This is a genomic window from Morganella morganii H1r, assembly GCF_000633515.1.
GTDB lineage: Bacteria > Pseudomonadota > Gammaproteobacteria > Enterobacterales > Enterobacteriaceae > Morganella > Morganella morganii_B.
In genome coordinates, this window is the sequence record NZ_AYMP01000016.1 from 75,468 (window position 1) to 98,724 (window position 23,257).

Annotated in this window: 21 protein-coding genes; 10 read left to right on the forward strand and 11 right to left on the reverse strand. The window is 52.2% G+C overall.

Annotation, left to right across the window (positions count from 1 at the left end):
* Nucleotides 1-105: 105 nt before the first annotated feature.
* Nucleotides 106-1,053 carry a hypothetical protein gene (locus U868_RS0109745; protein ID WP_025153123.1) on the forward strand — a complete coding sequence of 316 codons (948 nt, stop codon included), beginning with the start codon at nucleotides 106-108 and terminating at the stop codon, nucleotides 1,051-1,053.
* Nucleotides 1,054-1,068: 15 nt separating this feature from the next.
* On the opposite strand, the gene U868_RS0109750 is transcribed toward U868_RS0109745, so the two are convergent.
* A complete protein-coding gene (locus tag U868_RS0109750) occupies nucleotides 1,069-1,851 on the reverse strand; it encodes a YciK family oxidoreductase (RefSeq protein WP_025153124.1) in 783 nt (260 codons plus the stop codon).
* 180 nt (nucleotides 1,852-2,031) lie between these two features.
* Between U868_RS0109750 and sohB the strand changes: the two genes are divergently transcribed.
* Complete coding sequence (gene sohB, locus U868_RS0109755) at nucleotides 2,032-3,084, forward strand: protease SohB (RefSeq protein ID WP_025153125.1); 1,053 nt, start codon at nucleotides 2,032-2,034, stop codon at nucleotides 3,082-3,084.
* Between the two features lie 90 nt (nucleotides 3,085-3,174).
* On the opposite strand, the gene U868_RS0109765 is transcribed toward sohB, so the two are convergent.
* Entirely contained in the window at nucleotides 3,175-3,426 is a 252-nt protein-coding gene (locus tag U868_RS0109765) for a YciN family protein (protein WP_025153126.1), read from the reverse strand.
* 287 nt (nucleotides 3,427-3,713) lie between these two features.
* On the opposite strand from U868_RS0109765, the gene topA reads away from it, so the two are divergent.
* Together topA and cysB are read left to right on the forward strand one after the other, a co-directional pair.
* The gene (gene topA / locus U868_RS0109770) at nucleotides 3,714-6,302 is read left to right on the forward strand and encodes a type I DNA topoisomerase (protein WP_025153127.1); all 2,589 of its coding nucleotides are present in this window, start codon (nucleotides 3,714-3,716) and stop codon (nucleotides 6,300-6,302) included.
* Nucleotides 6,303-6,641: 339 nt separating this feature from the next.
* Nucleotides 6,642-7,616, forward strand: coding sequence for an HTH-type transcriptional regulator CysB (gene cysB, locus U868_RS0109775; RefSeq protein WP_025153128.1), 975 nt, complete (start codon nucleotides 6,642-6,644; stop codon nucleotides 7,614-7,616).
* A 135-nt stretch (nucleotides 7,617-7,751) separates the two neighbouring features.
* On the opposite strand, the gene U868_RS0109780 is transcribed toward cysB, so the two are convergent.
* Nucleotides 7,752-8,033: a hypothetical protein gene (locus U868_RS0109780; protein WP_025153129.1), complete on the reverse strand. Its 282-nt coding sequence runs from the start codon at nucleotides 8,031-8,033 to the stop codon at nucleotides 7,752-7,754.
* Between the two features lie 286 nt (nucleotides 8,034-8,319).
* Between U868_RS0109780 and acnA the strand changes: the two genes are divergently transcribed.
* Nucleotides 8,320-10,992 (forward strand): aconitate hydratase AcnA, encoded by a 2,673-nt coding sequence (gene acnA, locus U868_RS0109785; RefSeq protein ID WP_025153130.1) that lies wholly within the window; start codon nucleotides 8,320-8,322, stop codon nucleotides 10,990-10,992.
* A gap of 63 nt (nucleotides 10,993-11,055) precedes the next feature.
* On the opposite strand, the gene ribA is transcribed toward acnA, so the two are convergent.
* Complete coding sequence (ribA, locus tag U868_RS0109790; RefSeq protein WP_024473150.1) at nucleotides 11,056-11,664, reverse strand: GTP cyclohydrolase II; 609 nt, start codon at nucleotides 11,662-11,664, stop codon at nucleotides 11,056-11,058.
* A gap of 201 nt (nucleotides 11,665-11,865) precedes the next feature.
* Between ribA and U868_RS0109795 the strand changes: the two genes are divergently transcribed.
* From U868_RS0109795 to yciH, 5 genes are all read left to right on the forward strand, one after another.
* Nucleotides 11,866-12,600 carry a phosphatase PAP2 family protein gene (locus tag U868_RS0109795; protein ID WP_025153131.1) on the forward strand — a complete coding sequence of 245 codons (735 nt, stop codon included), beginning with the start codon at nucleotides 11,866-11,868 and terminating at the stop codon, nucleotides 12,598-12,600.
* A gap of 186 nt (nucleotides 12,601-12,786) precedes the next feature.
* Nucleotides 12,787-13,092, forward strand: a complete 306-nt coding sequence (locus tag U868_RS0109800) for a LapA family protein (RefSeq protein WP_025153132.1) — start codon at nucleotides 12,787-12,789, stop codon at nucleotides 13,090-13,092.
* Nucleotides 13,093-13,097: 5 nt separating this feature from the next.
* Nucleotides 13,098-14,267 (forward strand): lipopolysaccharide assembly protein LapB, encoded by a 1,170-nt coding sequence (gene lapB / locus U868_RS0109805; protein WP_025153133.1) that lies wholly within the window; start codon nucleotides 13,098-13,100, stop codon nucleotides 14,265-14,267.
* A 63-nt stretch (nucleotides 14,268-14,330) separates the two neighbouring features.
* Entirely contained in the window at nucleotides 14,331-15,065 is a 735-nt protein-coding gene (pyrF, locus tag U868_RS0109810) for an orotidine-5'-phosphate decarboxylase (protein ID WP_025153134.1), read from the forward strand.
* A gap of 1 nt (nucleotide 15,066) precedes the next feature.
* Entirely contained in the window at nucleotides 15,067-15,390 is a 324-nt protein-coding gene (gene yciH, locus U868_RS0109815) for a stress response translation initiation inhibitor YciH (protein WP_025153135.1), read from the forward strand.
* 34 nt (nucleotides 15,391-15,424) lie between these two features.
* On the opposite strand, the gene U868_RS0109820 is transcribed toward yciH, so the two are convergent.
* From U868_RS0109820 to rsxC, 7 genes are all read right to left on the reverse strand, one after another.
* A complete protein-coding gene (locus tag U868_RS0109820) occupies nucleotides 15,425-15,631 on the reverse strand; it encodes a glycine zipper 2TM domain-containing protein (protein ID WP_025153136.1) in 207 nt (68 codons plus the stop codon).
* Nucleotides 15,632-15,843: 212 nt separating this feature from the next.
* Nucleotides 15,844-17,781, reverse strand: a complete 1,938-nt coding sequence (locus U868_RS0109825; RefSeq protein ID WP_025153137.1) for an exoribonuclease II — start codon at nucleotides 17,779-17,781, stop codon at nucleotides 15,844-15,846.
* 101 nt (nucleotides 17,782-17,882) lie between these two features.
* A complete protein-coding gene (gene nth / locus U868_RS0109830) occupies nucleotides 17,883-18,524 on the reverse strand; it encodes an endonuclease III (protein ID WP_025153138.1) in 642 nt (213 codons plus the stop codon).
* Between the two features lie 63 nt (nucleotides 18,525-18,587).
* Nucleotides 18,588-19,292, reverse strand: coding sequence for an electron transport complex subunit E (locus U868_RS0109835; RefSeq protein ID WP_025153139.1), 705 nt, complete (start codon nucleotides 19,290-19,292; stop codon nucleotides 18,588-18,590).
* Complete coding sequence (gene rsxG / locus U868_RS0109840) at nucleotides 19,292-19,918, reverse strand: electron transport complex subunit RsxG (RefSeq protein ID WP_025153140.1); 627 nt, start codon at nucleotides 19,916-19,918, stop codon at nucleotides 19,292-19,294. Before rsxG ends, U868_RS0109835 begins: the two co-directional genes overlap by 1 nt.
* A complete protein-coding gene (gene rsxD, locus U868_RS0109845) occupies nucleotides 19,915-21,009 on the reverse strand; it encodes an electron transport complex subunit RsxD (RefSeq protein ID WP_025153141.1) in 1,095 nt (364 codons plus the stop codon). Before rsxD ends, rsxG begins: the two co-directional genes overlap by 4 nt.
* A 15-nt stretch (nucleotides 21,010-21,024) precedes the next feature.
* A complete protein-coding gene (gene rsxC, locus U868_RS0109850) occupies nucleotides 21,025-23,253 on the reverse strand; it encodes an electron transport complex subunit RsxC (RefSeq protein WP_025153142.1) in 2,229 nt (742 codons plus the stop codon).
* Nucleotides 23,254-23,257 lie beyond the last annotated feature (4 nt).

The following is a 23,257-nucleotide window of genomic DNA, read 5'->3' on the forward strand; positions in this document are numbered from 1 at the left end:
TTTTTGTACAGGGGCCATGCAAATACCCGCAGTGTGGGTTAAAATAATCAAAACCGTATTTCCTGCCGGTGAATGGCCGGAAAACAGTGATATATCTGCGAGGAGATGATTATTGAGATAGCCAGATGCGGTCTGTTAACGCTCATCTTTCTGCTCCCGGGATGTGGTGACAAAACACAGTCCGGCACACCTGAACTGAGCCGGTATTACTACAGTAATATTACCGGGGATGATCTGTTTTTTACGGTAAACGGAAAAAGCTATCACCTTGCACATGGTGCGGAGGGCAGCGTTTATCTGCCGTCCGGCCTGAATAAGCTGGAAACGCCGCAGGGACAGCAGATTTCTTTTATGGCCTATCCCGGAAACAGCGGCGGGATCCTCAATCCGTCCCGCGCCCGTTATTATTCCTATACCATTCATGACGGCGATACCCTATATTCACCGCAGTTTAATTCCCTGGTGAAAACATTTAAATTTGACGGTCATTATTATCAGGGGCCTTTACGAACCAGTAATGCTGACGTTATCGATAATAATCTGTTTAAATGCCGGTTTGCTTCCGATGTACCGGATATAAAAGCCGTGCTGGACAGATTTGTTGCCGGGGAAAAAGGAATGATGACAATCTGTATGAATGAAAATGAATTTCGCCGGTTCCTGGAATACAATCCGCGTGGTGTCAGTTTATTACCGGATAATACCGTGATCACCCCGGAACAGGATGCGGATACCGGTAATACTCTCCGCCTGCATGATATCCGGTTTCAGGATCCGGAATTGCGTGAGGATGCTGAGGAAATCACAGATATTGTGACGGAGTTCCGGCATCAGAGCGATGTGACCAAAAAATATGAAATATACAGCCGTTATCATACGGTACTGATGCGGATGGCAAATCGTTATCGTCAGATACTGCTGCAGAGCGATAAAGAGAACGGGACAGATAAAGAAGAGAGCCGGAAATTCAGTGAATTTGTGCAGGAAACCGGTGAGATTTTCGGTGCCGGGATTTTACTGCTGCAAACGGATGACGCGCTCCCGGCACACTGATGTTACTGTCTTTTATTATTCCGCCGGTCCGGCTTTGCGGCCGGGCTGCGCATCATAGCTGATCCCGTTTTTACCTGCACTGTCATCACACATCACATATAAATAAGTCGGCATAATATCCGCCGGGGTTTTCAGCTTTTCTGATGCCTCATCCGGAAATGCGCCGGCGCGCATGGCCGTGCGGGTACCGCCCGGATTAATGCAGTTAACGCGCAGACCGGTCCCTTTATATTCCTCAGCCAGAACCTGCATCATACCTTCAGTGGCAAATTTGGAGACGGCATATGCGCCCCATCCGGCACGGCCTTCGCGGCCGACACTTGATGATGTGAATACCAGCGAGCTTTGCGGGGATTTCAGCAGCAGCGGTAACAGTGCCTGTGTCAGAATAAAGGTGCCGTTAACATTCACCTGCATCACATCCTGCCATAACTGCACCGGCTGCTCTGTGACCGGGGCGACGACACCCAGAATACCGGCATTGTGCAGCACGCCGTCGAGGCGCGGAAAGTCCTGTGCCAGTGCGGCGGCGAACTGACGGCTTTGTGTTTCTGTCAGTGTCAGCAAATCCTGCTGATAAATGTGCGGTACTGACCCGTAACGTTGTGTTATCCCGTCACGGACGGCCTGTAATTTGGATTCTGTCCTGCCGGTCAGGATCAGTTCCGCACCGTAGCGGGCATAGGTCAGGGCAGCTTCACGGCCGATTCCGTCACCGGCACCGGTTATCAGTATGATTTTATTTTTCAGTGCATCAGGGGAGGACGGCGAGAAGCGGGATACATCATTATTATGCATGGCAGATAACTCCGGAAAAGCGAATGGACGGGTATCACATACCGGGAAGGCGGTGAACCCGTTTTTATCATACCGTCCTCAGGGCGTGATTGCCATCAAGGGTTACAAAACTAGTTGAGCATTTATCAGATTTTTTAGTTAAAATAGCGACATTCAATTTAACAGCATTAAGGTGTGCCGGTGGAGTTTCTCTCACAATACGGTTTATTTCTTGCAGAAACCGTAACTATTGTTCTGGCAATCATTGCCATTGTCGTGTTCTTTGTCATGCTCAGCATCCGTAAAGGGCAGTCTCTGGGTAAATTACGTCTGACGGATCTGGGTGAAAACTACCGTGACAGACAGCGTGAAATGCAACATGCCCGCATGAGCGAAGCAGAGCAGAAAGTCTGGAATAAAGCATTTAAAAAACAACAAAAAAACGAAGATAAAAAAGACAAAAGCAACGCCAAAAACGGGCAGACCCGTCTGCGCAAATCCTGCATTTATGTGATCGATTTTAAAGGCAGCCTGGATGCACACGAAGTGGAATCGCTGCGTGAAGAAATCACCATTATTCTGTCTGTGGCTGAACCAGGTCTGGATGAAGTACTGGTGCGTCTGGAAAGCCCGGGCGGACTGGTGCATGCCTACGGTCTGGCTGCTGCTCAGCTGACCCGGTTGCGTGAGAAAAATATCCGTATCACCATTGCGGTGGATAAAGTCGCGGCCAGCGGTGGTTATATGATGGCGTGTGTGGCGGATAAAATTGTGGCCGCGCCGTTTGCGATTGTCGGCTCGATTGGTGTGGTGGCACAGGTGCCTAATATCCATCGTCTGCTGAAGAAAAATGATATTGATGTGGAAATGCATACAGCCGGTCAATATAAACGTACGCTGACATTCATCGGACAAAATACGGATGAAGGCCGGGAGAAATTCCAGCAGGAGCTGGATGAAACGCACGTTCTGTTCAAAAGCTTTGTTTCTCAGAATCGTCCGTCTCTGGACATTGATAAAGTGGCAACCGGTGAACACTGGTACGGTACTCAGGCAAAAGCGCTGGGGCTGGTTGATGAGCTGGCAGTGAGTGACGATTTAATTGTCGCGGCAATTCCTGACCACGAAGTTATTCAGGTGCGTTATTTCCGCCGTAAGCGTCTTATCGATAAAATCACACAGAGTGTGATGATGAGTGCTGACCGCCTTATTCTCCGCTGGTGGCAGCGCGGGAATGGCCCGGTCGGGAAATAACCGTCTCAATATAAATAACGGCAGCGCAGGCTGCCGTTATTCTTTGCGGATTATTATTATCCTGCCGGTGACTATTCCGGCATCCGCCGGTTAATCCACCAGATGATATTGTTCTGACAGAACGTGAGCAAGATGTTTAAACATATTAAAGACGGCTGCACTTTTGAGTGTCGGCAGGCCCTGGTCGTCTAAAAAGTATTCACCTTTAAAAACCAATACGCCGGATTTCTGTTCAACATCATCAGCCTGCATACCTTCCAGAAAATCTTCATGTTCCTGTATGATTTTATTGGCTTTTTCTAATAGCTCTTGTTTGCTGATGGCGATGGTTTCTTTTTGCATTCTGTGAACTCCTTTGAAAAATAATTTGTTGCGCATCACTATTTATCAGGTAGAGTGTGAACTTTTCAAGAGCCCCGCAACGTGGCGGGAAGACTATTTGCGTAATACACTCCGGTGACGGCGATATTAAAAATACATCATTTCCTGACAGATGTTTTGAGTTGAAACAAAGCATTAGTATAAAAAGAGTTGATCTATTACGAAAGTGCCTCAATATAAAAGGCAGTGTATTTAACGCAAAAATTGGCGTTTTTATAATCGCCCCGAAAATTTAGGTAATGATAATTATGGGTAAAGCTCTTGTCATCGTGGAGTCCCCGGCAAAAGCCAAAACGATTAACAAGTATCTCGGCAAAGACTACGTGGTGAAATCCAGCGTCGGTCATATCCGGGATCTGCCGACGAGTGGTTCAGCGAGCCGTAAACCCGCTGCTGCAGGCGATAAAACGAAAAAAGTTAAAAAAGACGAACGCACAGCGCTGGTCAGCCGGATGGGTGTTGACCCGTACCACGGCTGGGAAGCGGATTATCAGATTCTGCCGGGCAAAGAAAAGGTTGTGTCTGAATTACAGCACCTGGCTGCCGATGCATCACACATCTATCTCGCAACGGACCTTGACCGCGAAGGGGAAGCCATTGCATGGCACCTGCGGGAAGTGATCGGCGGTGATGACAGCCGTTTCAGCCGGGTTGTGTTTAACGAAATCACCAAAAATGCAATAAGCCAGGCGTTTGAACAGCCGGGCGAACTGAATATTGACCGGGTGAATGCCCAGCAGGCGCGCCGTTTTATGGATCGCGTGGTGGGTTACATGGTTTCTCCGCTGCTGTGGAAGAAAATTGCCCGCGGGTTGTCCGCCGGTCGTGTGCAGTCTGTCGCAGTGCGTCTGATTGTTGAACGTGAACGTGAAATTAAAGCGTTTGTGCCGGAAGAGTACTGGCAGATCCATGCACTGTTGTCTGATAAAAAAGATCAGCTGCGCATGGAAGTCGTACAGGAAAACGGAAAAACGTTTAAAGCAGTTAATGAAAAACAGGCGCATGCTGCTGTCAGCAAGTTACAGGACGCCACGTTTAAAATTATTGACCGCGAAGACCGCCCGACCTCCAGCAAGCCGGGTGCGCCGTTTATTACCTCCACGCTCCAGCAGGCCGCCAGTACACGCCTGAGCTTTGGTGTGAAGAAAACCATGATGATGGCACAGCGTCTCTATGAGGCCGGTCACATCACCTATATGCGTACCGATTCCACCAACCTTAGCCAGGATGCCATTACGATGGCGCGTGACTATATTACTGAGAATTTCGGTAATAAATATTTGCCTGCCTCAGCGAATCTGTACAGCAACAAAGAGAATTCCCAGGAAGCGCACGAAGCTATCCGTCCGTCTGATATTGCTGTCACGGAAGAGATGCTCAAGGATATGGAGCCGGATGCACGCCGCCTGTATCAGCTAATCTGGCGTCAGTTTGTCGCGTGTCAGATGACACCGGCAAAATACGATTCCACCACACTGATCGCAGAAGCGGGTGACTTTATACTGAAAGCCAAAGGACGCACACTGCGTTTCGATGGCTGGACCAAAGTGATGCCTGCTCTGCGTAAGAATGATGATGATAATACGCTGCCTGCGATTGCGCCGGGTACGGTTATGACGCGCGAAGCGATTGAACCTGTGCAGCACTTTACCAAGCCGCCTGCACGTTTCAGTGAAGCATCGCTGGTCAAAGAGCTGGAAAAACGCGGTATTGGTCGTCCGTCCACCTATGCGTCAATTATTTCCACTATTCAGGATCGCGGTTATGTGAAAGTGGAAAACCGCCGTTTCTATGCCGAGAAAATGGGTGAAATTGTCACCGATCGTCTCGAAGAAACCTTTGCGGAACTGATGAACTACGACTTTACCGCGCGGATGGAAAATCAGCTCGACCATATCGCCAACAATGAAGCGAAATGGAAATCAGTGCTGGATGAATTCTTTGCTGATTTCAGCAAGCAGCTGGATAACGCGGGCAAAGATCCGGAAGAAGGCGGTATGCGGACGAACCCGATGGTTATCACGTCGATCATCTGTCCGACCTGTTCCCGTCCTATGGGGATCCGTACCGCCTCCACCGGGGTATTCCTGGGCTGTTCCGGTTATGCGCTGCCGCCGAAAGAACGCTGCAAGCAGACTATCAACCTGATCCCGGAACACGAAATCCTCAATATCCTTGAAGGGGATGATGCGGAAACCAACGCACTGCGTGCCCGCCGCCGCTGCCCGAAATGCGGCACGGCGATGGACAGCTACCTGATTGACACCGGCCGTAAACTGCATGTCTGCGGTAACAACCCGGAATGTGAAGGGTACGAAGTTGAAGAGGGCGAATTCCGCATTAAAGGGTATGACGGCCCGGTCGTTGAGTGTGAAAAATGCGGCTCTGAGATGCACCTGAAAATGGGACGTTTCGGTAAATATATGGGCTGTACCAACGACGAGTGTAAAAACACCCGCAAAATTCTGCGTAACGGCGAAGTGGCTCCGCCGAAAGAAGATCCGGTACCGTTACCGGAACTGCCGTGTGAGAAGTCAGATGCGTACTTTGTACTGCGTGATGGTGCCGCAGGTATTTTCCTGGCGGCACATAACTTCCCGAAATCACGGGAAACCCGCGCACCGCAGGTGGCAGAACTGGTTCGCTTTAAAGATCGCCTGTCTGAGAAAATGCGTTATCTGGCGGAAGCGCCGGTGGCAGATCCGGATGGTAACCCGACCACGGTCCGCTGGAGCCGCAAAACCAAACAGCAGTATGTGGCATCTGATAAAGACGGCAAAGCAACCGGTTGGTCTGCATTCTATATCGACGGTAAATGGGTTGAAAAATCCAAATAATTTGTCGTTATAATATCGGCGGTCAGGTAACAGTAAAAACCGGTCAGGATCTTAAACTGACCGGTTTTTTTTACATCCAAACGGCAGTAATACCTTTTAGTTATAAGTATTGATGAAAATAGCCTAAGAAGGTACAGCTGCGATTTTCCGCGCTTTGCTGAGAAATGGGCGGTATCAGGGCATTGAGCTGTTATTTTTTGACTGGTGCCCGTGCATTTTTTGTTATATCGTCACTGAATAGAATAACGTTATAACAATTTGCTCACTTATTCTTTTTTGTAATAATAAAGATGAAAAAGGAGTAAGCAATGTCAAACCTGCATGGAAAGGAATAAGCGGATGAAATTACAGCAGCTGCGCTATATTGTGGAAGTGGTCAATCATAATCTGAATGTCTCCTCAACTGCCGAGGGGCTGTACACATCACAACCCGGTATCAGTAAGCAGATCCGGATGCTGGAAGATGAGCTGGGAATGCAGATTTTTGCCCGCAGCGGTAAACATCTGACCCACGTGACACCGGCCGGGGAATCCGTTATCCGTATCTCCCGTGAAGTGCTGGCGAAAATAGATGCCATCAAGGCTGTTGCCAGTGAGCACACTTATCCGGAGCAGGGAACCCTGAGCATCGCCACGACTCATACCCAGGCGCGTTATGCACTGCCGCCGGTGATTAAAGGCTTTATTGAACGTTATCCGCACGTTTCCCTGCATATGCACCAGGGCACGCCGACACAGATAGCCGAGGATGTCTGCAAAGGCAACAGCGATTTCGCTATCGCGACAGAAGCCCTGCATCTGTATAACGATTTGATTATGCTGCCGTGCTATCAGTGGAACCGGGCTGTTGTGGTCCGCCGTGATCATCCGCTGGCGCAGCGGCGTGACCTGACTATTGCCGATATTGCAGAATATGAGATTGTCACCTATACCCACGGTTTCACCGGCCGCTCCGAGCTGGACAGTACCTTTGAAAAACAGGGCCTGAAGCCGAAAGTGGTCTTTACCGCAACCGATGCGGATGTGATTAAGACCTATGTCCGCCTCGGACTCGGGATCGGGATTATTGCCAGTATGGCGGTTGACCCGGAAACGGATAAAGATCTTGTCAGTATCGATATGCGGGACAAATTCAGCTACAGCACCACAAAGATCGGGTTCCGGCGCGGTAGCTTCCTGAGAACGTATATGTATGATTTTATGTGGCGTTTCGCGCCGCATCTGACGCGGGATGTGGTGGATAAAGCCATTGCGCTGCGCAATAATGACGATATCGAAGCCATGTTTAAAGACATTCCTCTGCCGATTGTCTGAACGGGGGGATCCGCCCCGGCAGGCGCTGAAAACAGGTAAATGAAGATAGTCAGGCCACCGGTCAGGTGGCTTCTTTATATTACCGGAGCCTGTGCCGGTCAGATGATAGACCGGTTACATTGTTTTGCTGAAGCGTCATTTTACAATACTGATCACCTTTTTGGTTGTACTGGCTTTTTTCTCAATATTCTCTTTTTTTTCCAGACTGTCATTTTTGATTTTTTTTGAATCGATATTGAGCGCATCATCGATTTGATGTGTTGTCTGAGTTTTAACGGCTTTTTTCGTGTCACAGTTACCCGAAATTCCGATTTTTTGATCAAGCATTTTGTTACGGGCCGCTTTTTTGAAATCACATTCAGCAAGCGCCGGGGCAGATAATATAAGAAGTGAAATTAATAACCCTATTTTTTTCATGAGCGATATCCTTAAAATAAAGGCAGATTGTAGAGTAAAGCAACAATGGCACAAGAAAATAAGTGTCACAAAATTTTAGCTGCCGGCGACAAAAGAAAGCGGATATTACATTGCCGGGAAGCGGGTATATTCCGGATATAGTATCCGGAAAAATGGTTAGTTTTGGTTACATTGAATTAACAAATTGTGTGTCTGCCCCCGCAAAGATTACGGGAATATGGTATCTTTATAGTGAAAATAATAAGGAAGATACCTGTTTAACCCGTACACACTGTGTGGAGGCGTTATGTCGTTAACCTTAAAGCAACAATGTGAGACCCTGCTGACAGCGGGCGGAAAACACTACCATATCTATCATCTCTCCCGCCTGGCGGAACTGCTCGGCAATCTTGATAAACTTCCCAAATCCCTGAAAGTGCTGGCTGAAAACCTGTTGCGGAATCTCGACGGCGACAGTGTACAGGTGCGCGATTTACAGGCACTGATTGACTGGCAGAAAACCGGCACCGCTGACCATGAAATTGCTTTCCGGCCCGCCCGTGTACTGATGCAGGATTTTACCGGTGTCCCGGCGGTGGTGGATCTGGCGGCGATGCGCCAGGCTATCCGCGTGCTGGGCGGCGAAGAGAATAAGGTCAATCCGTTGTCGTCGGTCGATCTGGTTATCGACCATTCGGTGATGGTGGATGAATATGCCAGTGAGCAGGCTTTTGCCGATAACGTGGCGATTGAGATGTCACGTAATAACGAACGTTACCGCTTCCTGCGCTGGGGGCAACAGGCCTTTGACCGCTTCCGGGTGGTGCCGCCGGGAACGGGGATTTGCCACCAGGTCAACCTTGAGTACCTCGGGAAATCTGTCTGGTATGAAACCCGTGACGGTAAAACCTATGCCTACCCGGATACCCTGGTCGGAACCGATTCCCATACCACCATGATCAACGGCCTCGGTGTGCTGGGCTGGGGTGTGGGTGGTATTGAAGCGGAAGCTGCGATGCTCGGACAGCCTGTGTCTATGCTGATCCCGGATGTGGTCGGGTTTAAACTCACCGGCCGTTTACGTGAGGGGATCACCGCCACGGATCTGGTGCTGACCGTGACACAAATGCTGCGCAAACACGGCGTGGTGGGCAAATTTGTCGAGTTCTGGGGGGACGGCCTGGCGCAGTTGCCGCTGGCTGACCGTGCCACGATTGCCAATATGGCACCGGAGTACGGTGCAACCTGTGGTTTCTTCCCGGCGGATGAGGTCACACTCAGTTATATGCGTCTGACCGGGCGCAGTGATGACGAAATCGCACTGGTGGAAGCGTACTGCAGGGAGCAGGGATTGTGGCGTTACGAGGGGGATGAGCCGCGCTTTACTTCCGGGCTGGCACTGGATCTGGCGGATGTGCAGACCAGTCTGGCCGGGCCGAAACGTCCTCAGGACAGAGTGGTGCTGGCGCAGGTGCCGGGCGCGTTTCAGGCGGCGGTTGATCTGGAACTGAATAAAAAATCCCCGGCGGCGAAAGTGCCGGTCTCTCAGCATGGTGACGATTTCACCCTTGAGGACGGTGCTGTGGTGATTGCCGCCATTACATCCTGTACCAATACCTCCAACCCCGGTGTGCTGATGACCGCCGGTCTGCTGGCAAAAAATGCTGCTGAAAAAGGATTGACCCGCAAGCCGTGGGTGAAAACCTCTCTTGCACCGGGTTCAAAAGTGGTGACAGATTACCTGCATGCCGCCGGATTCACGCCGTATCTGGATCAGCTGGGATTTAATCTTGTCGGTTATGGTTGTACCACCTGTATCGGTAACTCAGGGCCGCTGGATGCGGAAATCGAAACGGCCATTAAAGAGAATGATCTGACGGTCGGTGCCGTGCTGTCCGGTAACCGTAACTTTGAAGGGCGTATCCATCCGCTGGTGAAAACCAACTGGCTGGCCTCTCCGCCGCTGGTGGTCGCTTATGCACTGGCCGGCAGTCTGCACTGCAACCTGGAAACCGATCCGCTGGGTTATGATAAACAGGGCAAGCCGGTACTATTAAAAGATATCTGGCCGGATAATGCCGCAATTGCCGCTGCGGTGGAAAAAGTGAAAACGGAGATGTTCCGCAAAGAGTATTCGGCAGTGTTTGACGGGGATGAGCAGTGGCAGTCACTGCCGGTGGAAAATACCCCGACCTACCAGTGGCAGCCGGATTCCACCTATATCCGCCATCCGCCGTATTTTGAGGGCATGCCGGTTTCCCCGGCACCGGTAAACGATGTAAAACAGGCGCGGATTCTGGCGATCCTCGGTGACTCTGTCACTACTGACCATATCTCCCCGGCGGGGAACATCAAAGCAGACAGCCCGGCGGGGCGTTATTTACAGGCGCACGGCGTAAAACCGGCAGACTTTAACTCTTACGGTTCACGGCGCGGCAACCATGAAGTGATGGTGCGCGGGACGTTTGCCAATATCCGTATCCGCAATGAAATGGTGTCGGGCACGGAAGGCGGATTTACCCGCCATATTCCGTCCGGGGAAACACTGGCTATTTTTGATGCCGCAATGCGTTATCAGGAATCCGGGATACCACTGGTGGTGATTGCCGGGAAAGAGTACGGTTCCGGCTCCAGCCGTGACTGGGCAGCCAAAGGCACCAATCTGCTGGGGGTGAGAGTGGTGCTGACGGAATCCTACGAACGTATTCACCGCTCCAATCTGATCGGTATGGGTATTTTGCCGCTGGAGTTTCCGGCGGGAACGGATCGCCGTACACTGGGTCTGACCGGGGATGAGCTGATTGATGTCAGCGGACTGGACAGTATCACACCGAAACAGATTGTGCCGGTAAAAATCACGTATGCAGACGGACGGGTGACTGAACTGAACGCGCTGTGCCGTATCGACACACAGACGGAGCTGGAATATTACCGTCACGGCGGTATCCTCTGTTATGTGATCCGGCAGATGCTGGCGTAACGTATTCAGACGGGTGAAAACAAAGCGCGGCTTTTGCCGCGCTTTTCTGTTTTTGCAGGCGGATCAGTGATTACAGCCCGGAGACTGGCACAGCATGTGTCCCATTTTCTCCGCTTTGGTATCCAGATAATGGGCATTAGCCGGATTACGGCCGACAATCAGCGGCACGCGCTCAGTAATGTTGATCCCGGCCTGAGTCAGAATCTCGACTTTTTCCGGGTTATTGGTCAGCAGGCGGATAGCGTGTACATCCAGCAGTTTGTACATATCGGCGCACAGGGTGAAATCGCGTTCATCCGGGGCGAAACCCAGCTTCTGGTTAGCTTCAACGGTATCCAGCCCCGTATCCTGCAATGCATAGGCACGGATTTTATTCAGCAGGCCAATATTACGGCCTTCCTGGCGGTGGTACAGTAATACACCACGGCCTTCTTCCGAGATCTGTTTCAGGGCAGCTTCCAGCTGGAAACCACAGTCACAGCGCAGGCTGAACAGGGCGTCACCGGTTAAACATTCAGAATGGACACGGGATAACACCGGCTCATCACCGCTGATATCACCGAACACCAGAGCCACGTGATCGTGACCGGTGGCAATTTCTTCAAATCCGACCATCAAAAATTCCCCGAACGGGGTAGGTAATTTTGCCTGTGCGACACGTTTTAACTGCAACTCTTTATTCATGATTTATTAACTCATTGATATAAGTATTTTTATTTAAACGCACATAATCGTATTGGCGATGTTATTATCTGCGTTGCCCGGGAAATGAAACTGACATTCCCTTTCCGGGTCAAATAACTGAACATGACCATAGTAGTACATCAGTTTGACAAAAATAATATTTATTTTTAATGGAATGATTCAACCCGGATGAAAAACCTGACAAAACCCTTTATTGCCGGTGTCATATTGCTGATGCTGGTACCGCTGGTAACACTGCTCACCGGCTGGCGCTGGCAGCCATCAGGTGATGATGACCTGTTGCGCGGCCTGCGGTATCTGACTGACACGGCGGCGTATCCGCTGGCGATTATCGTATCACTCATTTTTTGTATCCTGTTTGTCCGTTTGTTTCGCGGCAGCAGAAAACAGGCACTGCGCGCGGCGGTACTGATCCTGGTGGTGGTGGCTGCGGGACAGGGCATCAAAGTGGCGATGAAAAACACCATTAAAGAGCCGCGTCCGTATGTGGTCTGGCTGGCTCAGCAAAATAGTGTGCCAGAAAACGAATTTTATGACCTTTCCCGGAAGGCGCGGGTACAACTGCTGAATAATACCGTGAAAAATCATTATCAGGTGCCCGGCTGGCTCCTGAAGCACTGGAAGAGCGAAACCGGCTATGCATTTCCGTCCGGTCATGCACTGTTTGCAGGTGCGTGGGCGCTGATACTCTTTGTGTTTTTCACGGCACAGGGCCGCCGCGGGCTGGCCGGTGTGATTCTTCTGTGGGGGATTCTGGCGGAATACAGCCGTCTGGCGCTGGGGATGCACTGGCCGTCTGATATCATTATGTCGGTGATGATTAATGTAATCCTGGCGGGGCTGTTTTTCATCTGGCTCAGTAAACAACGTGAAAATGGCGTGCAGCTGCCACCACAGGCCTGAAATCATGTTATTATAGGGTGTATAAAACCTGTTACCGGTATTCTGTGCGGACACCGGCAGAAAAGCGGAAAAAACTCGGGAACACAACAAATTACTTTCATTCTCCCCGGGGGAAATGGTAACTTAAGGGATTAGTGCGTCTGCAAGGAGCAGGCGTGAAATGCAAGCCTGATAATAGGAACGCCGGTGAAATATTTTCTGATTTTTATCCTTGTACTGGTGGTTTTCATCATTTCGGTGACACTGGGCGCAAATAACGATCAGGTAGTCACATTTAATTATCTGATTGCGCAGGGACAGTATTCTGTATCCACCTTGCTGGCCGTACTGTTCGGTATCGGTTTTGTGCTGGGCTGGATTGTCTGCGGTCTGTTTTATTTACGTCTGAGGTTGTCGCTGGCACATGCACGGCACCGGATCAAACGTCTGGAAGCTGACCAGACGGTGCAGTCTTCCGGTTCGGTTGTGCTGCGGGACACCACTAAGGAATAAGCATTATGCTTGAGCTGTTGTTTCTTCTGTTGCCCATTGCTGCCGCATACGGCTGGTATATGGGGCGGCGCAGCGCGCAGCAGAATCAACAACAACATGCTGACCGCCTGTCACGTGATTATGTGGCAGGCGTAAACTTTTTGCTTTCCGATCAGCAGGATAAAGCGGTTGATTTGTTCCTCGACATGCTGAAAGAAGACAGCTCTGCATTTGAAGCTCACCTGACACTCGGCAACCTGTTCCGTTCGCGCGGCGAAGTGGAACGTGCCATCCGCATCCATCAGTCGCTGATGGAAAGTGCCTCTCTCTCCTATGAACAACGTCTCCTCGCCACACAACAGCTGGGCCGCGATTATGTGGCCGCCGGGGTTTATGACCGGGCGGAAGCGCTGTTTTTACAGCTGATTGATGAGGCGGATTTCAGACAAAGTGCGCTTCAGTCGCTGTTATCGATTTATCAGTCCACCAGTGACTGGGGCAAAGCGATTGATATCGGCGAAAAGCTGCTGAAGCACGGCGACACCGGGCAGCGGGAAAATATCGCTAATTTCTATTGTGAACTGGCATTGCAGGCGCTGGGCAGTGATAACACGGACGGGGCATTTGCGTATCTCGCCAAAGCTGCCGGGGCGGATAAAAACTGTGCCCGTGTGTCGATTATGCAGGGGCGCATTCATATTGAACGGGCGGAATACAGCAAGGCTGTCACTGTGCTCAAGCGGGTGTTTGAACAGGATAAAGAAATGGTCAGTGAAACACTGCCGATGCTGGAAACCTGTTACACCCACCTTGATCAGCCGGCGGAATGGGCAGAATACCTGTTGCTTTGTTCGGATGAAAATATTGGTGCGATTGCCGAACTCTATCTTGCGGATATTATTGAACAGCAGGAAGGGCCGGAGATGGCGATCACTTATGTCAACCGGCAGTTGCAGCGCCATCCGACCATGCGTCTGTTCTGCCGCCTGATGGAATATTATCTGTCAGAGGCGGAGGAAGGCCGTGCCAAAGAGAGCCTCGGCCTGCTGCGTAACATGGTCGGTGAACAAATCCGGACCAAACCGGATTACCGCTGCGGCAAATGCGGATTTACATCACACGCCCTGTACTGGCACTGCCCGTCCTGCCGGTCATGGGATACTATCAAGCCTATCAGAGGGCTGGACGGACAGTGACAATGTCACATTTACCCGTATTTATTTACCCGGATAAACTCACCAACCACAGGTAATTCATTCATGACATCTCTTCCTTCGCATACAGGCCGTGCAGATATCGCATCGCCTGTTATTGTTGCGCTCGATTACGACAACCCGGACGATGCGCTGGCTTTCGCCGACCGTATTGATCCGGCACAGTGCCGTCTGAAAGTCGGTAAAGAGCTGTTTACGTTCTGCGGGCCGGAATGTGTCCGTGCATTGCAGCAGCGCGGGTTTGAGGTCTTTCTTGACCTGAAATTTCATGATATTCCGAATACCGCGGCGCATGCGGTACGGGCAGCGGCTGAGCTGGGTGTGTGGATGGTTAATGTCCATGCGGCAGGCGGCGAGCGGATGATGACGGCAGCAAAAGAGATCCTGCTGCCGTACGGCAACGATGCACCACTGCTGATTGCGGTAACCGTGCTGACCAGCATGGAGCAGTCCGACCTGGCCGGAACCGGTATTGATGCCACACCGGCAGAGCACGCGCTGCGTCTGGCTAAATTAACGCAGAGTTGCGGGCTGGATGGTGTGGTTTGTTCCGCACATGAAGCAAAACTGATGAAAGAGACGCTGGGCCGGGAATTTAAACTGGTTACACCGGGGATCCGCCCTGAAGGCAGTGATGCCGGTGATCAGCGCCGTATCATGACACCACCGCAGGCGGTCAGCGCCGGGGTGGATTATATGGTTATCGGGCGGCCGATTACCCGCAGTGATGATCCGCAGGCGGCTTTGCAGGCCATTAATGCCTCGGTGGGAGTGTTATAAGATGGACAATAATTCACGACTGGTTTATTCCACAGACGCCGGCCGTATTGATGAGCCGGAAGTCAAAGCGGCGCGCCCGAAAGGTGACGGCATTGTCCGCATTCAGCGCCAGACCAGCGGCCGTAAAGGTAAGGGCGTGTGTCTGATCACCGGTATTGATTTGGATGATGCGGCGCTGAGCAAACTGGCGGCAGATCTGAAAAAACGCTGCGGTTGCGGTGGTGCGCTGAAAGACGGTGTTATTGAAATTCAGGGCGATAAGCGCGATCTGCTGAAGCAACTGCTCGAAGAGAAAGGTTTTAACGTCAAACTGGCGGGCGGCTGACAGTATGATAAGGCGTCCGTTGCGGACGCCTGTGTTACTTTCCTGCCTCGTTGCCGATAATCCCGCCGACAGCGGCACCACCGACCGTCCCCAAACCGGAACCGTCCGTCAGGATCGCACCGCTGATTGCGCCTAACTCAGCACCAATCGCGGTATCCTTTTCCTGTTCTGACAGATTTTTACAGCCACTGAGCGCCAGCAAGCCACCGGCGATGAGCAATGCCGTTACTGTTTTCTTCATCTTATTTTTCCGCCTGTTATTCTGTACTGTCACTATAACAATCACGTTATTAATTTCTATCCATATGATTTAAATAAAATTTAAATTCTGCTGAATGCGTGATTGAAGCAGATTAATGATAAAAACAACGGCGGGTTATGAGTGAAGCGTATAAAAAAACCGCCGTTAATACAAAACGGCGGTTTTTATCCGTCAGGGATTCCGGCGCCGGATCAGAGCGGGCGCGCCAGAATACTGCGGGTTTCCATCTTCACTTCCTCAATTTTCACCGGAATGATGTCATTGAGGCGGTAACGGACTTCACCTTTAATCAGCACTGAGCCGGTCTCCTGGCTGCACTGGAGTTCATCTTTGACCGGATGAATAAAGGTACCCGGGATAAAGGCGACCGCACCGTTATCTGTCAGGCGGACACGGACACCGCCACGGGTGATATCAATGATCTCCGCCGGGAACGCGGTATCTGTACCGGCATACGGTTGCAGATAACGGGCATATAACCAGTCACCGACATCACGCTCTGCCATGCGGTTAGCACGGCGGCGCTCAGCCAGGTGCTCGGCCAGAGCTTCAGCCGGTTTTTCCGCAGATTGACCGGCGATAATGGCTTTCAGCAGACGGTGGTTAACAATATCACTGTATTTACGGATAGGGGATGTCCAGGTCGCATAACCATCCAGTCCCAGACCAAAGTGCGGGCCTTTTTCCATACGGACTTCGGCAAAGGTCTGGAAGCGGCGGATACGGCTGTCGAGGAATTGCGTCGGCTGGTTATCCAGTTCACGACGCAGACGACAGAAACCGTCGAGGGTCAGTAATTCTTCCGCACTGAAATTAATACCGTTTTCGGCGAGCAGGGCAACGGCCTGACTGATGGTCAGCGGATCCAGCCCGGTGTGCACGTTATAAACACCAAAGCCGAGTTTTTTATCCAGCACCTGCGCGGCACAGATATTGGCGGTGATCATCGCTTCTTCCACGATACGGTTGGCACTGCGGCGCTGTTCCGCCACGATATCTGTCACCACGCCGTTTTCATCAAGGATAAATCGGTAATCAGGACGATCTTTAAAGACCAGCGCATGAGTTTCACGCCAGTGATGGCGGCGCTGATACATATCCTGCAACAGGGAAATCTGACGGCGGATCGTTTCATCCGTTGTCACGCGGTCAGCCACCCCTTCCAGCAGATCGGAAACATTGTCATAAGCCAGCTTGGCTTTGGATTCAACCCAGGCAGCGAAGAACACGGCATCATCCGCCAGAGAGCCATCTTCATTAACAGATACCTGACACACCAGTGCCGGACGGCGCACATGCGGATGCAGCGAACACAGGTCATCAGACAGGTTACGCGGCAACATCGGGATATTAAAGCCCGGCAGATAGTTGGTAAATGCCCGTTTATGGGCAATAGCGTCCAGCCCGCTGCCTGCCGGGATGTAGCTGGTCGGGTCAGCAATCGCGATAGTCAGCTGAAGCTGATTGTTATCACCGGTAGTGATGTAGAGTGCATCATCCATATCTTCGGTGGATGCACTGTCGATAGTGACAAAATCCAGATGTGTCAGGTCAGTGCGCGGCAGATCATCATCCGCCATCGTTACCTCAACCGGCTCCGGTTCTTTCAGTGCGTGCTGATGGCGGGTCAGCGTCACCCACCACGGCGCGTAATGGTCATCGGCATCGGTAATAAAGCCGGTGATTTCCGCGTGGAAGCTGCGATCACCCTTCAGCGGGTGGCGGCGCATTTCCGCAACCGCCCAGTCACCCTGACGAAATTCATGATCAACGCCTTTTGCCGGACGGCAGGGAATGGCGTCTTTTAACAGCGGATGATCAGGAATGATCCAGAGACGGTCATCATTTGCTTTGCGCTGCACACGGCCGACAAATCTGTCCAGAAACGGGGTGACCAGGGCTTCCGGCTCTGCCACATCTTTATTATTCACTGTGTGAATAGCCGCGGTGATGCGGTCACCGTGCATGACTTTTTTCATCTGCGGCGGCGGAATAAAATAGGATTTTTGTCCGTCAACTTCCAGGAAACCGTAGCCTTTATCGGTACTTTTTACGATCCCTTCGACACGCAGTGTTTTATCGTGGAGCTGTTGTTTTAGCTGAGCTAACAGCGGGTTATCTTGAAACATAGGTTTCCGTACTGGTTGGGTGAGCTAATTTAAGGTTATTTTTACGCGAATTTACGCTGCCCGCAAGCACAGAGGACAATTTCTGTTTAAAGCGCAGCAGATTAATCTTCCGGATACACTTTTTCGCTGAATTCACACAAATCCTCAATGATGCATGAACCGCAGCGGGGCTTGCGGGCAACACAGGTGTAACGCCCGTGCAGTATAAACCAGTGGTGGCAGTCGACTTTAAATTCTGCCGGAACAACCCGCAATAATTTTTGTTCCACCTCATCCACGTTTTTACCGGGGGCAAATTTTGTGCGGTTGCAGACACGGAAAATATGGGTATCAACAGCGATAGTCGGCCAGCCGAACGCAGTATTGAGTACCACATTGGCGGTTTTCCGCCCCACACCGGGCAGCGCCTCAAGTGCGGCTCTGTCTTCCGGCACCTCGCCGTTGTGCAGCTCTGCCAGCATCCGGCAGGTTTTAATCACATTCTCTGCTTTGGTATTAAATAACCCGATGGTTTTAATATAGGATTTCACGCCGTCCACACCCAGATCCAGGATAGCCTGCGGTGTATTGGCAACAGCATACAGCGGGCGGGTGGCTTTATTGACACTGACATCCGTTGCCTGGGCGGATAATAAGACGGAGATCAGTAATTCAAACGGAGAATCAAACAGCAGTTCGGTGGTGGGTTGCGGGTTGTTGTCCCGCAGGCGGGTCAGGATTTCAATACGTTTTTCTTTATTCATAACGACATTGGCTCATTCATGATAAAAGCAGATTCCGGGAAAGGAATCTGCTTAATGATACAGTTATTTGACCAGATGGCTTCCGCATCCTTTTTCTGTTTCATATTGCGGAGCGGCAGGCGCATTTTTGCGCTTTTTCATTTTCTCATCAATCAGATACTTACCCGCCAGCATTAAGCCCAGCCCGATAAAGGCACCCGGCGGCAGCATCGCCAGCAGGAACGGGGTATCAAGGTGCAGCACATCGATGCGCAGTATTTTTGCCCAGTCGCCGAGCAGCAGATCCGCACCGTCAAACAGGGTGCCGTTGCCGAGGATTTCGCGCATGGCACCAAGCACAAACAGCGCGGCGGTCGCACCAAGCCCCATCGCCAGGCCATCGATCGCAGAAGGGTAAACCGCATTTTTGGCGGCAAAGGCTTCGGCACGGCCAATAACAATACAGTTGGTCACAATCAGCGGGATGAATATACCGAGCGACTGATATAAACCGAAAGCATAGGCGTTGATCAGCAGCTGTACTGCGGTCACCACAGAGGCAATCAGCATCACATAGATAGGAATGCGGATTTCTGACGGGATCCAGCGGCGCAGCGCGGAAACCGCCACATTAGTGCAAATCAGCACCAGTGTGGTGGCCAGCCCCAGACCCAGCGCGTTGGTGACAGTGGAGGAAACTGCCAGCAGCGGACACAGCCCCAGCACCTGGACGAGGGCGGAGTTGTTTTTCCATAATCCGTCTGCGAATAACTCTTTAATCTGACTCATTATTCTGCTCCGCATTGAGGTAAATTGTTCAGCAGCGGCGGCAGTGTCTGCATATAATCCGCTGTTGCACGGACAGCATTGACGACTGCGCGCGGCGTGATGGTGGCGCCGGTAAACTGATCAAAATCCCCGCCGTCTTTTTTCACTGCCCAGTGCGGGTCATTGGCGGATTCAATCCGTTTGCCGCTCAGTGACGTGATCCAGTCTGAAATCCGGGTATCAATTTTATCACCCAGCCCCGGTGTTTCTTTGTGTTCGGTGACACGGGAGCCGAGGACGGTGCGGTTAAAATCAGCCGCAACCAGCAGCTGAATATTGCCGGAATAGCCGTCCGGCGCGGTGGACTCCAGCACGGCGGCGACCGGTGTGCCGTCTTTGCGGGCAATATACAGGCGGTGAGGCAGTTCATTACCCAGTGCCGGATCGGTGACCAGATAGCACTCTGCAATCACATCATTATTATAAACCGATTCCGGCAGGATTTCGGCAAACAGCGCTTTTTGCTGAGCAGCGGCCTGCTTATCAATTTCCGGTTTTGTCAGGGTATAGACAAATCCGCTCAGTCCGGTGGTACCGGCGGCAAACAGTGCGAGGATCAGCCCGTAACGGCGTAATGTGGCAATCATTTATTCCCCCGTTTGTGCCCGTAAACACGCGGTTGTGTATAGGTATCGATCAGCGGTACGGTGATATTGGCCAGCAGAACGGCAAATGCCACTGCATCCGGATAACCACCGTAAACACGGATAATCCACAGTAGCAGACCGATCAGCATCCCGTATATCAGGCGGCCGCGCGGCGTGGTGGAGGCGGTAACCGGGTCGGTGGCGATAAAAAATGCCCCGAGCATGGTGGCACCGGAAAACAGCTGAATAACCGGGGTGGTGAAATGTGATGGATCAATCAGATAGCCGATGGCGGACAGCGCAGCAAGTGTTCCCAGTATGGAAACCGGGATCTGCCAGGCAATCACTTTGCGGTTGAGCAGAATGCATCCGCCGATCAGGTAACCGATATTCACCCACTGCCAGCCGATACCGGCGACAGAGCCCTGTAAAACAGGCTGCGTGAGGATATCTGACATGTCGCGGGTCAGCAGACCGGTTTTGAAACTGTCAAGCGGGGTCGCCTGGCTCATGCCGTCCGCCCCGGCACGTAACTGTTCCAGTGTCTGACCGCCGTCTGATAACCCGGTGAAAATCACATGCAGACTGTCACTGAGCGAAACCGGGGTGATTTGCAGACTCTCCGGTGGCAGCCAGCTGGTCATCTGTACCGGGAAAGAGATCAGCAGCACCACATAACCGACCATTGCCGGGTTAAACGGGTTTTGCCCGAGGCCGCCATATATATGTTTGGCAATAATCACGGCAAAGAATGTACCGATAACAATCATCCACCACGGTGCCAGCGGCGGAATACTGACAGCCAGCAGCACCGCCGTGACCAGCGCGGAATTATCTTTCAGATACGGCATCACCGGCTGATTGCGCAGCCGGACAGCAATACTCTCAGTGACCAGCGCAGTCACAACCGCAATCAGAATCTGAAACAGGGTACCGGCGCCGAAAAACCAGAGCTGCGCGGCAATCCCCGGGATCATGGCAATCACCACCCACAGCATGATGGCGGATGTGTTGTCGCGGTTATGCGTAAACGGTGATCCCGCAATTTTCAGCCGGTGCGGGGCGTTTGAGGAAACGGGCCTAAATTTCATGCTTATTTCGCTTCATTAATCAGTGGTTTCTTCAGAATGTTGTGCAGCCGCCTGCGCGGCTTTTTTCGCCTTGGCGCGGGCAATCGCGGCAGCGACAGCGGCTTTGCGCGGATCCGTTTCTGTTTCTGCTGCCGGTTGTGCAACTTCCGCCGGTGCTTCAGCCGCCTGCGCGGCTTTTTTCGCCTTGGCGCGGGCAATCGCGGCAGCGACAGCGGCTTTGCGCGGATCCGTTTCTGTTTCTGCTGCCGGTTGTGCAACTTCCGCCGGTGCTTCCGCCGCCTGAGCGGCTTTCTTCGCTTTGGCGCGGGCAATGGCCGCCGCGACAGCCGCTTTGCGCGGATCCGTTTCTGTTTCTGTTGCCGGTTGTGCAACTTCCGCCGGTGCTTCCGCCGCCTGAGCGGCTTTCTTCGCTTTGGCGCGGGCAATGGCGGCAGCGACAGCGGCTTTGCGCGGATCCGTTTCTGTTTCTGTTGCCGGTTGTGCAACTTCCGACGGTGCTTCAGCCGCCTGAGCGGCTTTCTTCGCTTTGGCACGGGCAATGGCGGCAGCGACAGCCGCTTTGCGCGGATCCGTTTCTGTTTCTGTTGCCGGTTGAGTGGTTTCCGCCGCGAGTGCCGCTTTCTCTGCCTGACGTGCGCGTGCCTGTGCTTTACGGGCTTCGCGGGCAGCAATTACGGCGCTGTTATCCGGTAAGACGGACGGATTAACAGAAATGGTCATCCCTGCATTACTGTCCTTGGCTTTCACACGGGCAAGGGCGGCATTGATAGCAGCACTGTCTTTTTCATCCACCTGAACAGCCGCACTTTTATGACGGGCTTCACGGGCTTCTTTTTCCCGTACCATTCGTGCCTGTTTGGCTTCAAAGCGGATTTTGGCATCGGCAGCGCGCTGGGCTTCTTCGCGGATCTCAATAACCTGTGCTTTTTCCTGACGGTAATACTGCACCAGCGGAATGTTGCTCGGGCAGACCCAGGCACAGGCACCGCATTCGATGCAGTCAAACAGATGATGCTGCTCTGCTTTTTCGTGTTCGTTACCTTTACTGAACCAGTAGAGCTGCTGCGGCAGCAATCCGGCCGGACAGGCATCCGCACAATGACTGCAGCGGATACAGGCTTCTTCCGGTGCAGACGGTTCCATCTCGTTTGTGGTCGGTGCCAGAATACAGTTACAGATTTTCACCACCGGCACATCGAGATCCGGCAATGTAAAGCCCATCAGCGGGCCTCCCATCACAACCATTTGCTCATGCTGCGGGTGGAAATCAGCCTGTTGCAGCAGGAAACGGACCGGTGTACCGAGTCGTGTCCAGAAGTTGCCCGGTGATCCGACCGCTTCGCCGGTCACGGTTACTACGCGCCGGATCAGCGGTTCGCCGTCGGTAATGGCGCGTTTGATGGCAACCACGGTTCCGACGTTCTGCATCAGTACGCCGATATCAGAGGAACGTCCGCCGGACGGCACTTCGCGGCCGGTGAGAATTTTGGTCAGCTGTTTGGCACCGCCGGACGGGTATTTGGTCGGGATCACCCGCACGAAAATTTGTTTTTCACCGGCAGTGACGTCGCGCAGTGCGGCGATCGCTTCCGGTTTATTGTCTTCAATGCCGATAAGCACCTGTTCCGGTTCCAGAAGGTGCATCAGAATACGGATGCCGGTAAGAATTTCCCCGGCATGTTCCTGCATCAGACGGTCATCCGCCGTGATATAAGGCTCACACTCCGCCGCATTGATAATCAGGGTGCGGATAAGATCACCGCCGCCTTTCAGCTTGCTGGCGGTCGGGAAGCCCGCACCGCCGAGACCGGCAATCCCGGCCTGATGAATGCGGTCGGTCAGTTCTGTTTTGGTGAGAGTGGTGAAATCCGGTGTTTTTTCTGCCGGATACGGGGTATCCAGCCCGTCAGTCCGGATGCGGACACACGGCGCGGTCAGCCCGGACGGATGCGCGGTCACACAAGGCTCCACGGCGGTCACGGTGCCGGATGATGAAGCATGTACCGGCAGGCTGCGGCCGGTTCCGCGTGTCAGCGGCTGACCTTTCAGGACATGATCGCCGGGGCTGACCAGCACATCACCTTCGTTCCCGATATGCTGCTGCAACGGAATAATCAGTTCGTCCGGTACCGGGCATACCCGCATCGGTGTCCGGCTGGACTGTAATTTCATTTCCGGCGGATGAATGCCGCCGTCAAAATCCCATACCCGGTCTTTTTTCAGAAAATTGAGCAAATTGAACATAAAA

Coding starts and splice junctions, on each gene's coding strand:
- U868_RS0109745 (WP_025153123.1), top strand. CDS start 106: ATGATTATTGAGATAGCCAGATGCGGTCTGTTAACGCTCATCTTTCTG.
- U868_RS0109750 (WP_025153124.1), bottom strand. CDS start 1,851: ATGCATAATAATGATGTATCCCGCTTCTCGCCGTCCTCCCCTGATGCA.
- U868_RS0109765 (WP_025153126.1), bottom strand. CDS start 3,426: ATGCAAAAAGAAACCATCGCCATCAGCAAACAAGAGCTATTAGAAAAA.
- topA (WP_025153127.1), top strand. CDS start 3,714: ATGGGTAAAGCTCTTGTCATCGTGGAGTCCCCGGCAAAAGCCAAAACG.
- cysB (WP_025153128.1), top strand. CDS start 6,642: ATGAAATTACAGCAGCTGCGCTATATTGTGGAAGTGGTCAATCATAAT.
- U868_RS0109780 (WP_025153129.1), bottom strand. CDS start 8,033: ATGAAAAAAATAGGGTTATTAATTTCACTTCTTATATTATCTGCCCCG.
- acnA (WP_025153130.1), top strand. CDS start 8,320: ATGTCGTTAACCTTAAAGCAACAATGTGAGACCCTGCTGACAGCGGGC.
- U868_RS0109795 (WP_025153131.1), top strand. CDS start 11,866: ATGAAAAACCTGACAAAACCCTTTATTGCCGGTGTCATATTGCTGATG.
- lapB (WP_025153133.1), top strand. CDS start 13,098: ATGCTTGAGCTGTTGTTTCTTCTGTTGCCCATTGCTGCCGCATACGGC.
- pyrF (WP_025153134.1), top strand. CDS start 14,331: ATGACATCTCTTCCTTCGCATACAGGCCGTGCAGATATCGCATCGCCT.
- yciH (WP_025153135.1), top strand. CDS start 15,067: ATGGACAATAATTCACGACTGGTTTATTCCACAGACGCCGGCCGTATT.
- U868_RS0109820 (WP_025153136.1), bottom strand. CDS start 15,631: ATGAAGAAAACAGTAACGGCATTGCTCATCGCCGGTGGCTTGCTGGCG.
- U868_RS0109825 (WP_025153137.1), bottom strand. CDS start 17,781: ATGTTTCAAGATAACCCGCTGTTAGCTCAGCTAAAACAACAGCTCCAC.
- nth (WP_025153138.1), bottom strand. CDS start 18,524: ATGAATAAAGAAAAACGTATTGAAATCCTGACCCGCCTGCGGGACAAC.
- U868_RS0109835 (WP_025153139.1), bottom strand. CDS start 19,292: ATGAGTCAGATTAAAGAGTTATTCGCAGACGGATTATGGAAAAACAAC.
- rsxG (WP_025153140.1), bottom strand. CDS start 19,918: ATGATTGCCACATTACGCCGTTACGGGCTGATCCTCGCACTGTTTGCC.
- rsxD (WP_025153141.1), bottom strand. CDS start 21,009: ATGAAATTTAGGCCCGTTTCCTCAAACGCCCCGCACCGGCTGAAAATT.
- rsxC (WP_025153142.1), bottom strand. CDS start 23,253: ATGTTCAATTTGCTCAATTTTCTGAAAAAAGACCGGGTATGGGATTTT.